The sequence below is a fragment of the Rhodanobacter sp. MP1X3 genome (genome assembly GCF_014207165.1).
Taxonomy (GTDB): Bacteria; Pseudomonadota; Gammaproteobacteria; order Xanthomonadales; family Rhodanobacteraceae; genus Rhodanobacter.
Genome location: NZ_JACHCO010000004.1, coordinates 184,383 through 197,176, shown reverse-complemented (window position 1 = coordinate 197,176; position 12,794 = coordinate 184,383). Strand labels below are relative to the sequence as shown.

Below are 12,794 nucleotides of genomic sequence, written 5' to 3'. Positions count from 1 at the left end.
GTGGCTCCCCCACATCGATGGCCTGATCGTAACGAAGTCTTTACGTTCCAGGTATAAGAAAAATTCCTAGTTCAAGCGCTGAGGATCAGGCAAGCTGTTGTTGCTGCGCAACAAAATTCGCAGGTGAACGCCAGCATGGTCTGCCCGCAGGCGGAACTGGCCACCCAGTGAGGTGACCCGATCACGCATGCCTTGCAGGCCGCGGCCACCGCGCGGTATTCGATGCGGCAGGCCGGTACCGTTGTCCCGCAGATCCAGTAGCGCAAGCGCCATGCCTTGGCGCTCGCCGATGCGCAAACGTACTCTGAACTCGCTGGCTTGCGCATGCTTCACGGCATTGGTCGCGCTTTCCTGGGTGAGCCGGTAAATCGCGGTGCGCGTGTCGTCATCAAGAAGACGCGGGTCGCCGTGAAGTTCGGTGAAGTACGTAATGCCGGCGGCGTTCAATAGATCCCGGATCGGCCCCTCATCCAGTGCGCGAATAAGTCCGAACTCATCCAGCACGGCAGGGCGCAGATCATCCAGCAGGCGATGCAGTGCCCGCCGCATATGGGCCAGGATGGTATTGATCGACGTACTGATGTCCTGCATGCCTGCATCGTGCAGCCGGGTTTGCGCCAACTTGACGTGTGTCTGGATGGCGGTGATGTTTTGCCCCAGCTCGTCGTGCAATTCGGCCGCCAGATGACGGCGCTGGTTTTCATCGGCCTGCAGATTGCCGCGTGCGGCACTGCGCAATTGCTGGGCGAGTTGGTCAAGCCGGCGGTTGACGGCACCCAGATAGACATTCTGCTCTGCGACCCGCGTGCTGCTGCGGCGCAGCGCATCGGTTGCCGAGCCAAGCATGATCGCGCCCGTACCCGCCACCGCAAGAAAAAGATAGGCCGCGGCGGTCGAGGGTGCATGTCCGAGATGCTGCTCGACCAGGTTCATGCCGAAACTCGAAATGATCATGGCCATGCTGGCACCGCGCCAGCCGTGGCGAAACGCGAAAAAAAGCACAGGTGCCAGCGACAGCACGCGAGCAAACTGCGGCTGTGGTGAGGCCTGTTCGGACAGCACCAGCAAAATCATCATCGACGGGAACATCACCAGCAGGCCGTCCATGGACAGGCTGGCCAGGGCACGGCGATCGAAGCGGGTGCGCAGCAGCAAAATCATTAACGGCACGATCAACAGAATGCCCAGATAGTGGCTGAGCAACTCTTCGCCGAGGATGCTGATGATCAGCTCGGGCGAGCCGGGTTCGTGGATCAAGTCCAGCAATGCTGCGTCGACAGCGGTGGTGGCGATCACGATCAACACCACCGACAGCAGCAAGCGTGTCACTTCCTGCGGACTGTTCAAACTCGCATGCAGATTGAGTCGGCGCAGCAGCCACAGGCCAAGGGCCATCACCAATGGCTCAGGCAGTTCGGCGAGAAAAAAGCCGTTCCAGCCTAGTGGCATGCCTTGCACCAGGGCAATTCCAGCCGTAGCGGCCAACTCCGCGCCAAGCAACCAACCCCAGTGGCGCACCGGCGTCAGCAGCAGTGCGCCAAACCGCAAGCCGTAGGGAAGCATCCAGTATGGCTGCACCGTCATCCACAGCAACAGCCAGAGCAATACGTAGCCGATGGCCAGCAGTGGGCCGGAATCTGGCAGATGGAGTGATTTCAGGCGCATGTGCGGATGGTACATGCGGCAGTTCGCCGGTATGCGGCGATGTCGGCGCTGGCCAATGATTCTCGCGGCATCTGCCTAAGTTGTAATCCACTGTGTAAAGTAGCGGGATGCACAAAATCGTTTTGGTCGATGACCACGCCATCGTTCGTGAGGGCTTCAAACGACTGATCGAGCTTGAGCCCGATCTCGACGTCGTTGCCGAGTGCCGTAACGGTGACGATGCCGTGGAGGCGGTAAGTCAGTGGCGTCCCGATCTGGTCGCGCTGGATCTGTCGCTGCCCGATGGCAGCGGCTTGCCGCTGATCGAACATCTGCTGAGTGTCTGTGTGGAAACGCGCATTGTCGTGCTGAGCATGCATGACGGTGATCCCTACGTTTCGGAAGCGCTTCGCCGCGGTGCCAGTGGGTATGTGACCAAAGGTGTGGCGCCGGAAGAACTTGTGGCGGGTCTGCGCGCAGTCATGCACGGCGAAGTCTTTCTGAGTTCGGATTTACGCGAGCGTCGAGCTGGCAGGTCGAGTGCAGGGCTTGATCCGATCAGCCGATTGACGGCGCGCGAACGCGAGGTGTTTCTGCTGTTGGCTGGTGGTCTCACACCCAAGCAGGTAGCTGCCGAACTAGGCATCGGTCAGAAAACTGTCTATATCCATCGCGCCAGTTTGATGGGCAAACTGGGTGCCGGTTCGGAGCTGGATCTGTATCGCATGGCAACCGACCGCGGGCTGCTGCCAGTCAATACCTGAACTTCTGGGCTGCGTTTGCTCGGCACCATTGTCGGCAATCAGCTCAGTTGCTCTGAGCCCGCTCCAGCATCTGCTTGGCATGCGCCCGCGTTTCGCGGGTGATCTCGACGCCGCCAAGCATGCGTGCCAGCTCATCGCGCCGACCGGCCGCGTCGAGTTTCTCGATCTGCGTACGGGTGGCGTCGCCATCACTTTGTTTGCTGACGCGAAGATGTGCATGGCCTTGCGCGGCTACCTGCGGCAGATGAGTAACGCAAAGCACTTGGCGTTGCGAGCCCAGCGAGCGCAATTTTTGACCAACCACTTCCGCAACAGCACCGCCAATGCCGGTGTCGACCTCGTCGAATACCATGCTGCCGACGGTGTCCTTGCCCAGCGTGGCAACTTCAATAGCCAGACTGATGCGTGCCAGTTCACCGCCGGAAGCCACCTTGCGCAGCGGCCGCGGTGGTTGGCCGGGATTGGCGCTGACCAGTAGTTCGCAGCGCTCCTTGCCCTGCGGATCGGGCTCGTCGCCGGCGACGGGTTCCAGCTCGATGCGCAGCAGGCCACCAGTCATGCCCAGCTCACTCATGAGTGCGCTGACTTCAATGTCGAGCCTGGCAGCGGCAGTGAATCGTGCCTCGCTGAGTTGGCCCGCGGCGATGGTGTAGTCGCGTTGCAGTTGTTCGCGCTGGACCGCCAGTTTTTCCAAGGCGTCACCGGCGCCTTCGAGTTCGGCCAGTTCCGTACGCAGCACGTCGAGCTTGTCGTGCAGCTCGGCGACCGGTAATCGATGACGTCGCGATAATTCATGCAGATGTGCGAGATGCGTGTCTACTTCGCTATAGCGATCAGGATCGAGATCGACATCCTGCGCGTAACGGCCCAGTCCATCTGCGGCTTCGCCGAGCTGGATTTCGGCGTTGTCGAGCAGTTCGAGCAATGGCGTCAGCCGATCGTCAATCACAGCCAGTTTGCCCAGCTCTGCGTGGGCGCGACCGAGTGCGCGACGCAGGGCAAACTCACCTTCGCCATCGAGCAGTTCGACGACCCCGGAGGCGCCTTCAGCCAACCGTCCCGCGTTGGCGAGGCGCTTGTGGCTGGTCTCCAGTTCGGTCAGTTCGGCAGTGGGCAGCGTCCACTTTTCCAGTTCGCCCAGCTCGTGGTTCAGTAGCTCGATACGCTGATCACGATCGTCGCCGCCGCTGAGTTTACGTACGCGTACACCCAGCTCGCGCCACTGCAGCGCGCTGTCGCGCACTCGCGTCAGCAGGGTGTCATGGCCGGCATAGGCGTCGAGCAGGGCCATCTGATGCGAGCGCGAAAGAAGCGCTTGATGCTCGTGTTGGCCATGAATCTCCACCAGCAGCGACGCCAGTTCACCGAGCTGGCGCGCGTTGGCGGGGCGGCCGTTGATCCACGCCTTCGAACTGCCTTCGGCGCGAATCACGCGACGTAGCTGGCACTGGTCTTCTTCGTCCAGTTCTTCACGCTGCAGCCAGTCGCGTGCGTCGGGCAGCTCAGTGAGATCAAATTCTGCGGTCAGGTCGGCGCGATCGCTGCCGGCGCGTACCATGCCGCTGTCGGCGCGGGCGCCGGCCAGCAGCATCAGCGCATCGACAAGCAGCGATTTGCCAGCGCCGGTTTCGCCGCTGACCACGGTCAGGCCGGGGCCGAACGCGATCTCGGCGCCTTCAACGACCGCAAAATGACGAACGTAAAGCGAGGTAAGCATGGTCGAGGCAGTTAATCAGGGCGTTGGGATGATGATTTCAATGGATTGTAGCGGTAGCCCGGCAGCACTAAATACGAATTTCACTTGCAAGCTGTGCGCGCAGACCTTATTTCTGTGCAGTCTCAAGGACTGCTACAGCGCATGATTAATCCGCACGGCCCCGATCTCGACGCCCGCACGCGACGCTTGTTGCGCACGCTGATTGCCCAGTATCTGGTCGACGGCGAGCCGGTAGGGTCGCGCACGTTGTCGCGCTCGTCCGGACTGGATGTAAGCCCTGCGACGATCCGCAATATCATGGCCGACCTCGAGGATGCCGGGCTGGTCTCTTCCCCGCATACTTCAGCTGGTCGCGTGCCGACGCCGCGCGGGCTGCGCCTTTTCGTCGACAGCCTGATCGAATTGCAGCCGCTGCCACACGACGAGATGGCGCGTCTGCAGAGAGAGCTGCCGCCGGGCCCCACCAACACGCTCGACCTGCTCGGCAATGCGTCGACCCTGCTTTCGGCGATGACGCATTTTGCCGGTGTAGTGACTGTGCCGCGCCAGGCAGATTTTCCTTTGCGCCATATTGATTTCGTGCCGCTGCCGGACGCGCGCGTGCTGGTGATTCTGGTGTTCTCCGACAATCAGGTGCAGAACCGCATCGTGCAGTTGGCTCAGCCGCTGGACAGTCGCGAGCTGGAAGAAGCCGCCAATTATCTCAACGCGCAGTTCGTCGGTTTTCGCGTGGACGACATCCGCGCACATCTGCTGGCCGAACTGCGCGAGGCCGGCAGCGAGCTCAATCGCCTGCTGTCGAGCACGATGGAGCTGGCGACTGCATCATTCGCGCCGCAGGCTGGAGGCAGCGACGTGTTGGTGAGCGGCCAGACCAATCTGATGGCGTATTCGGAGCTGTCCAATCTGCAGCGCCTGCGCGAACTGTTCGATGCGTTCCAGCAGAAAAACGAGTTGCTGCAATTGATGGAGGTGTGTGCCCGCGCGCCGGGCGTACGGCTTTTCATCGGCGAAGAGTCGGGCTTTACGGCGCTTGATGGTTGCAGCGTAGTCACGGCAAGCTATGGCGCTCAGGGGCGGGTTCTGGGTGCGGTGGGTGTGATCGGGCCCACCCGGATGGCGTATGAACGTGTGATTCCGGTGGTGCAGGCAACGGCCGCATTGCTCAGCGACGCCTTGAATCGAGCCGCTACGACCTTATAACCCGTGCGGGAGGCGGGGTTTCCCGCGAATTGTTGACGGTTGGCAACCCATCAAGGTGCCGGCCATGGAAAAGTCTTGGAGTGTTTCAATGCATAACAACGATCCTCACGTACCCAATGACGCGCAGGACGAGAACGGCGATTTTGGTTCGGAAAATGCCGAGCTGGAAGCGCTGCAGAGCCAGCTGAGCGCGCTCGAAGCCAGCCACGCCGAGCTGCGCGAGACTGTGTTGCGTGAGCGCGCCGAACTGGAAAATCAGCGTCGCCGCATGCATCGGGATCTGGAGCAGGCACGCCGCTTTGCCAACGAGAAACTGCTCAACGAGCTGCTGCCGGTATACGACGGTCTTGAGGGTGGCCTGGCTGTGGAAGGTGGCGACATCGCCTCGATGCGCGAAGGCATCAGCCTTACCTTGAAGGCATTGTTGAAGGTCGGCGAGAACAACGGCATGGCGCAGATCGATCCCCTTGGTCAGTCGCTTGACCCGGAACGCCACCACGCGGTGAGCATGGTCGAGGCACCGGGCAAGGCGCCGGGTACGGTGGTCAGCGTGCTGCAGAAGGGTTACGTGTTGAATGATCGTCTGTTGCGTCCGGCGCTGGTCGCCGTGGCCAGGGACTAGAGCTTTTCTTGCTGGCGTTTGCCTGAATGAGGCGCTGGCAAATCGAACAAAATCGCATCTGGGGCGTTGCTGGCATTGAATCGCCGGGCCACACCCCCACCTTGAAACCAGTCGCGGCCGCGGGGGCCGCTAGATAAATTGTGGAGTAGTAGACATGGGCAAGATCATTGGTATCGACTTGGGCACCACCAATTCGTGCGTCTCCGTCATGGAAGGCGGCACGGCCAAGGTCATCGAGAATTCGGAAGGCGATCGCACCACGCCATCCATCGTCGCCTTCAACAAGGACGGCGAAGTGCTGGTGGGCGCGTCGGCCAAGCGCCAGAGCGTCACCAATCCCAAGAACACCTTCTACGCGGTGAAGCGCCTTATCGGCCGCAAGTTCGCTGACGCGGAAGTGCAGAAAGACCTGCATATCGTGCCTTACGGCATCGTGGCGCACGATAACGGCGACGCGTGGGTGCAGACCTCCGACGGCAAGAAGATGGCGCCGCAGGAGATCGCAGCCAAAGTGCTGATGAAGATGAAGAAGACCGCCGAGGATTATCTGGGCGAGACGGTCACTGAAGCCGTGATCACGGTGCCGGCGTATTTCAACGACAGCCAGCGCCAGGCGACCAAGGATGCCGGCAAGATCGCGGGCCTCGACGTCAAGCGCATTATCAACGAGCCGACCGCGGCCGCGTTGGCTTACGGCATGGACAAGAAAGGCGGCGACCGCAAGATCGCTGTGTATGACCTGGGCGGCGGTACGTTCGACGTTTCGATCATCGAGATCGCCGAAGTCGACGGTGAGAAGCAGTTCGAGGTGCTGGCCACTAACGGCGATACGTTCCTCGGTGGCGAAGACTTCGATATGCGCGTCATCGATTATCTCGTTGACGAGTTCAACAAGGAGCAGGGCATCGACCTGCGCAAGGATCCGCTAGCCCTGCAGCGCCTGAAGGACGCAGCCGAGCGCGCCAAGATCGAGCTGTCGTCCAACCACCAGACCGACGTCAACCTGCCGTACGTGACGGCCGATGCCTCGGGTCCGAAGCACCTCAACATCAAGCTGACCCGTGCCAAGCTGGAGTCGCTGGTCGAGGAACTGGTCAAGCGCACTATCGACCCGTGCCGCACCGCGTTGAACGACGCCGGCTTGCGCGTGTCCGACATCAACGAGGTGATCCTCGTCGGTGGCCAGACCCGCATGCCGAAAGTGCAGGAGTCGGTGAAGGAGTTCTTCGGCAAGGACCCGCGTAAGGACGTCAATCCGGATGAAGCCGTTGCTGTTGGCGCCGCGATCCAGGGCGGCGTGCTGGGCGGTACCGTCAAGGACGTACTGCTGCTGGACGTGACGCCGCTGTCGCTCGGTATCGAGACGATGGGTGGCGTGATGACCAAGCTGATCGAGAAGAACACTACGGTGCCGACCAAGGCCGGGCAGACCTTCTCCACCGCCGACGACAACCAGACGGCCGTGACCGTGCACGTGCTGCAGGGCGAGCGCGAGCGCGCCAGCGCCAACAAGTCGCTGGGCAAGTTCGACCTGTCCGGTATCGATGCCGCGCCGCGTGGCCAGCCACAGATCGAAGTCACCTTCGATATCGACGCCAACGGCATCCTGCACGTGTCGGCGAAGGACAAGAAGACCGGCAAGGAACAGAAGATCGAGATCAAGGCGGGCTCCGGCCTGTCTGAAGACGAGATTCAGCGGATGGTTGCCGACGCCGAAGCCAACAAGGAAGAGGACAAGAAATTCCACGAGCTGGTGGCTACCCGCAACAAGGCCGACCAGCTGGTGCATTCGACCCGCAGTGCGTTGAAAGAGCACGGCGGCAAGATCCCGGCTGACCAGCTCAGCAGCATCGAAGGCGCGTTGTCCGATCTGGAAAAGGTCAAGGACGGTGAGGACAAGGCCGCGATCGAGTCCAAGGTCGAGAAGCTGGAGCAGGCAGCACAGTCGCTGCAGGCCGCGGCACAGGGCAGCGGTGGAGCGGATGCCGGTTCGCAGTCGGCACCGGGTGGTTCAGCGCAGCCGGATGATGTGGTCGATGCCGAGTTCACCGAAGTGAAAGACGAGAAAAAGTAAGAAATAATCGACAGCCGTCCACCTAGATAAGGGGCGAGGGCAGGGTCGACTTCACCAGCCCGTGCCGGGATCATCCTGTCACGGGCTTCGTGTTGAAGGGGCGGCACGTTGAATGATAAGCGGGGATTTTGAGCGTCACCGCTTGATCTCCAGATAAGCGACAAACAGTGTGGATGCATGAATGAGCAAGCGTGATTACTACGAAGTGCTGAGCGTCGAGCGCAGCGTCACCGAAGTCGAGCTGAAGAAATCCTTCCGCCGGCTGGCGATGAAATACCATCCGGATCGCAACCCGGATGACCCGGCGGCGCAGGACAAATTCAAGGAGGCCAAGGAGGCCTACGAGGTTTTGTGCGACGCACAGAAGCGCGCGATTTACGACCAGTACGGCCATGCCGGACTCGAGCAGGGTGCGGGTGGTCGCGGTGGCGCCGGCTTCGGCGATGTCGGTGACATCTTTGGTGACATCTTCGGCGACATCTTTGGCAGAAACGGTGGTGGCCGTCAGCGCCGCGGTGCTGACCTTCGCTACATCATGGAACTGGATCTGGAAGAAGCCGTATTCGGGGTCAGCCGACAGATCGAAGTGCCGACCCAGGTCAATTGTCACCATTGCAACGGCAGCGGTTCGGAAGACGGCAAGGTCAGCCAGTGCAAAACCTGCCGCGGTCACGGCCAGGTGCGCATGCAGAACGGTATCTTTTCGGTGCAGCAGGCCTGTCCGCATTGCGCAGGCACCGGCAAGACCATCGAAAAGCCGTGCAAAAAATGTCATGGCGAAGGCCGGGTCGAAGAATCCCGCACGCTGTCTGTGCAGATTCCCGCCGGTGTGGACAACGGTGATCGCATCCGTCTCAGCGGGCAGGGCGAAGCAGGGCCCGGCGGCACGCCTGCGGGTGATCTTTACGTCGAAGTGCATGTGCGTGAACACGCGATTTTCCAGCGTGAGGGCAATGACCTTTACTGCGAACTTCCGATCCGCTTTACGCAGGCTGCGCTCGGCGTCGAACTGCCAGTACCCACGCTGGAAGGCGAGGTGCCAATCAGCATTCCAGCCGAGACCCAGACCGGCACGCAGTTCCGCTTGCGCGGACGCGGCGTCAAATCGGTACGCAGCACGCGCCATGGCGATCTGATCTGCCGTGTCGTAGTGGAAACACCGGTGCGTTTGACCAAGGCACAGCGCGAGCTTTTCGAATCGCTGGAAGCCACGTTCGAAGAAAGTGATGGTGATCGGCATACCCCGCGCGCCAAGGGCTGGATCGATGGCGTCAAGGAATTCTGGTCGCGGGTCACCGCCTGATCAGTCAATTTCTATGGGTAATGTTCGATGGGTAATGCCAGTCGTGCATCGGATTCACGACGCTCACGTTAGGATGGATCGATCAATGGATACGACGGGAGTAAGCCAGTGACTCAATCTCTTCGCCTTGGCATCAATGGCGCTTCCGGCCGCATGGGTAGTTCGCTGCTGGGCCTGCTTGAGGGCGATAAGCGATTCGCGTTGGTTCATGCCGTAGTGTCACCCGCCTCGTCTAAGAATGGGCTGCCGGTTTCCTTCGGTGGCGTCAATTCGCTGCGTTATGCCCATGACTGGCTGAGCGCGCCAGCGCCCGACGTGGTGATCGACTTTAGCGGCCCTGCAGGACTTTCGGCGGTGCTGGACTTTTGTCTGGCCAATGGCACACCGCTGGTCACGGGTACTACGGGTACCGATGCAGCGATGGAAGCTCGACTGCTCAAGGCTGCAGAAAATATTGCGCTATTGCGCGCGGCTAACTTCAGCCTGGGTGTTGCGGTGCTGACTCATCTTTTGCGTGAAGCGGCGGCGACCTTGCCTGATTGGGATATCGAGATTGTCGAGGCTCATCATGGCCGCAAGCAGGATGCGCCCTCCGGCACAGCCCTGGCTCTTGGCCATGCAGCAGCTGTGTCTCGCGATGTCACGCTGGAATCATCAGCGGTCTACGCTCGCGAGGGCCGGACGGGCGAGCGCGTCGATGGCTCGATCGGCTTTGCCGTGGTCCGCGGCGGCGATATCGTCGGCGAACACACGGCGATGCTGATCGGACAGGGCGAGCGGCTGGAGCTTGCGCATCGTGCCACCGATCGCTCGATCTTCGCGCGCGGCGCATTGCAAGCTGCGCACTGGCTGCGCGGGCGCGCGCCGGGTCAGTGGCGACTCGAGGATGTCATCGCCACACCACGGTGAGTGTTTCGTGCGGCAAAGGTGCTGGTCGAATGCTGCGCCTTGTGATTCGCGTCTGCCCTGGTTACGATCACTGACTTGTCATTGGGGAGTAGCCAGCCTCGTACCCAGAGGCGTCCGCATCAACACAATTGGTTTCGGCATTTCGAAACCATGGTGTGGACAGCAAACCGTCACTTTCGGTGACGGCCACGCCCGGCGAGACCTTTGGCCATCGACATGCTTACCCGGCCGGGCGAGCGGTGTCGGTGAGCCATCGGTTTTCCGCTCGCCTGGCCCTTGTGCATTCCATGTTGCTTACCTTCGCGTTATTCCTCGGCTCTGCGGTGGTGATTTATCTCGCCTGCGAGTATTTCGTCAACGGTGTCGAATGGTTCGGGCGCAAGCTCAAGCTGAGTTCGACCGCAACCGGTACGGTGCTTGCCGCTTTCGGCACGGCGTTGCCCGAGAGTGCCGTGACTTTCGTTGCGGTCATCTTCGGCAAGACGCCCGAGGCGCGTGATATCGGCGTCGGTGCCGCGCTTGGCGGTCCGCTGGTACTGGCCACTATCGCCTACGCTGTCGTGGGCGGTGCACTGTGGTTGAACCGGCGGCGGCTGAAGCGAGCCGATCGGCTGATTCGCGTCGATCATCAACGTCTCGCGCGCGATCAATCCTGGTTTCTTGCGATCTTTGTCGTGAAAGTTGGGCTGGGCTTGGTCGCGTTCGCGATCAAACCATGGTTGGGCGTCGTTTTTCTGGCGGCCTACGGCTTGTACGTATGGCGTGAGATGCGCAGCGAAGATCACGTGCCGGAAGACGAAGAGCTCGATCCGCTGAAGTTTCGTCCTCGGCAGGTCGATCCGGCGATGCGCTGGGTTGTCGCGCAGACGGTTATCGCACTGGCAGTCATTGCGGCAGCATCGCGATTGTTTGTCGGCCAGTTGGAGGCCATTGGTGCGTTTTTCTCGCTGCCGGCCCATTTCGTGGCGCTGGTCCTCAGCCCTGTCGCCACCGAATTGCCGGAAACCGTTAACGCACTGATCTGGGTGCGTCAGGGTAAGGAGCGTCTTGCGCTCGCCAATATTTCCGGCGCGATGATGATTCAGGCGACCATTCCCAGTTCGCTGGCGTTGTTTGCTACACCTTGGCTGTTTGATGCGCCACTGAAAGCGGCTGGCGTGATCACCATGATCGCGATCGGCTATCTGTGGTGGCTGTTTCAGCGCGGGCGTGTCGATGCGCGCTGGATATTGCCGGTCGGCCTGCTCTACGGCGTATTTGCGGTATTCGCCGGGTGGTGGTTGGCTCAGGGCTGATATGGGCGGTCCGCCGTCCCGGGCAATTAACCGGTGGCGGCAGCCAGGCCACTGCCGAGTGCGCTGGCATAGAGCACGAAACCTAATAGCAGCAACAGGGCGATGCCGCTCACCAGCAGCATGCCACGCAGACCACGCCAGTACCGGCGTTTGGCCAGGTAGGTCGAGGGCGCGGCTACGCACAGGCCTGTCCAAGCCAACGAGAGGGCGACTATGTGGTCATCCATGAAGTCATACGTGATCCAGCCCTGGTCAACGCCGGGCGACATGGCGCCCAGCCGGGACTTGAGGGACGTGAGCAGGATCAGGCCGACGATGTCGACGACGAAGACCGCCAGTCCCAACAGCATGCCCCAGCGGAATGCCAGGGGAGTGGGCGGTGCGTGCTGGATGTCCGTATCCATGTGGCTTCAATCCTTATGTGAGGCATTTCGGTCGCGGCCGGCGCCGTGCCGGGTATCCAGTTTGCCGACGAGCTTCTTGAACACGCGCGAGAACTTGCCACGTTTGGTCTTGCGCAGCTTTTCTTCTTCGCTGGTCAGCCAGGCGACCTGCACCACGCGACGCTCGCCTTCGAAGGGCAGGTGGCCGTGGAAGGAATTGTCGCAGCGCTTGAACACGGCGAATTCGCCGTACAGCGGCGTCAGTTCGGGCACCACGATGCTGTCGATGTCGTCGATCTTGTGCAGGAATCGCAGGCAGCCATCGCTGGTGTCAGGCCATTGCGTATTGAGATAGATCAGTGCAGTGGCAACTTTGGACTTGCTGTCGGTATGGATGGTGCCGTGGCGCTTGTTGAGCAAGCGGCATAGGGTCACCAGGGTTGGATATTGGCCGAGATTGTCGATGCCCAGCCGCGCACCAACGGCCTTGGCGAATTCAGGCGAGGTCATGTTTTCAATCAGCGCATTGATGGATGGGCCACAATCGCTGGCATCGTAGGGAAAGAATCCGGCGCTGGCGTACCGTGGGAAGTCCCGATCCAGCTCGTTGCGCGCCTCGTCCGGCAGCTGTCCGTGCGCCACCAGGAACGGAAATGGCTGCTGTGTCACCGTGGTATCCGGGCGATCGAGGCGCGCGGGATCGAGCAGAACGGTGGCGCTCATGGTTTGGCAGGCTCCCGAAAAATATTTTGTAGTGTAACGCTGGCCATTGTCGAAATAGCGCAGGCCAAAAGCGTGGTTCATGCTTCGTAAGGTGGACAGAAACCGCGCTGCGTCTTATCATTTCAACCCGCCCAGATACTTTCTCTCACGAGTTCCA

General features: G+C 61.0%; 11 protein-coding genes and 1 riboswitch. Of the genes, 7 read left to right on the top strand and 4 right to left on the bottom strand.

Annotated elements, in window-relative coordinates:
* Positions 1–66 precede the first annotated feature (66 nt).
* Positions 67–1,665, bottom strand: coding sequence for an MASE1 domain-containing protein (locus HDE79_RS12345; RefSeq protein WP_184602544.1), 1,599 nt, complete (start codon positions 1,663–1,665; stop codon positions 67–69).
* Between the two features lie 107 nt (positions 1,666–1,772).
* Here HDE79_RS12345 and HDE79_RS12340 point away from each other — a divergent pair, with 107 nt between their 5' ends.
* The gene (locus tag HDE79_RS12340) at positions 1,773–2,408 is read left to right on the top strand and encodes a response regulator transcription factor (RefSeq protein WP_184602279.1); all 636 of its coding nucleotides are present in this window, start codon (positions 1,773–1,775) and stop codon (positions 2,406–2,408) included.
* 43 nt (positions 2,409–2,451) lie between these two features.
* Here the strand turns inward: HDE79_RS12340 and recN are convergent, their stop codons facing one another.
* Positions 2,452–4,125, bottom strand: coding sequence for a DNA repair protein RecN (recN, locus tag HDE79_RS12335; protein ID WP_184602278.1), 1,674 nt, complete (start codon positions 4,123–4,125; stop codon positions 2,452–2,454).
* A gap of 141 nt (positions 4,126–4,266) precedes the next feature.
* Between recN and hrcA the strand changes: the two genes are divergently transcribed.
* From hrcA to HDE79_RS12305, 6 genes are all read left to right on the top strand, one after another.
* Positions 4,267–5,328: a heat-inducible transcriptional repressor HrcA gene (hrcA, locus tag HDE79_RS12330; RefSeq protein ID WP_184602277.1), complete on the top strand. Its 1,062-nt coding sequence runs from the start codon at positions 4,267–4,269 to the stop codon at positions 5,326–5,328.
* An 88-nt stretch (positions 5,329–5,416) separates the two neighbouring features.
* Positions 5,417–5,950, top strand: coding sequence for a nucleotide exchange factor GrpE (gene grpE / locus HDE79_RS12325; protein ID WP_184602276.1), 534 nt, complete (start codon positions 5,417–5,419; stop codon positions 5,948–5,950).
* Between the two features lie 154 nt (positions 5,951–6,104).
* A complete protein-coding gene (gene dnaK, locus HDE79_RS12320; RefSeq protein ID WP_184602275.1) occupies positions 6,105–8,024 on the top strand; it encodes a molecular chaperone DnaK in 1,920 nt (639 codons plus the stop codon).
* Positions 8,025–8,205: 181 nt separating this feature from the next.
* A complete protein-coding gene (gene dnaJ / locus HDE79_RS12315) occupies positions 8,206–9,327 on the top strand; it encodes a molecular chaperone DnaJ (RefSeq protein WP_184602274.1) in 1,122 nt (373 codons plus the stop codon).
* 108 nt (positions 9,328–9,435) lie between these two features.
* The gene (dapB, locus tag HDE79_RS12310) at positions 9,436–10,236 is read left to right on the top strand and encodes a 4-hydroxy-tetrahydrodipicolinate reductase (RefSeq protein WP_184602273.1); all 801 of its coding nucleotides are present in this window, start codon (positions 9,436–9,438) and stop codon (positions 10,234–10,236) included.
* Between the two features lie 71 nt (positions 10,237–10,307).
* Positions 10,308–10,508: riboswitch (yybP-ykoY riboswitch) on the top strand.
* Between the two features lie 15 nt (positions 10,509–10,523).
* Positions 10,524–11,531: a sodium:calcium antiporter gene (locus HDE79_RS12305; protein WP_184602543.1), complete on the top strand. Its 1,008-nt coding sequence runs from the start codon at positions 10,524–10,526 to the stop codon at positions 11,529–11,531.
* Between the two features lie 26 nt (positions 11,532–11,557).
* On the opposite strand, the gene HDE79_RS12300 is transcribed toward HDE79_RS12305, so the two are convergent.
* Both HDE79_RS12300 and HDE79_RS12295 read right to left on the bottom strand, forming a co-directional pair.
* A complete protein-coding gene (locus HDE79_RS12300; protein WP_184602272.1) occupies positions 11,558–11,935 on the bottom strand; it encodes a hypothetical protein in 378 nt (125 codons plus the stop codon).
* Between the two features lie 6 nt (positions 11,936–11,941).
* Positions 11,942–12,637 carry a 2OG-Fe(II) oxygenase gene (locus HDE79_RS12295; RefSeq protein WP_184602271.1) on the bottom strand — a complete coding sequence of 232 codons (696 nt, stop codon included), beginning with the start codon at positions 12,635–12,637 and terminating at the stop codon, positions 11,942–11,944.
* Between the last annotated feature and the right edge of the window lie 157 nt (positions 12,638–12,794).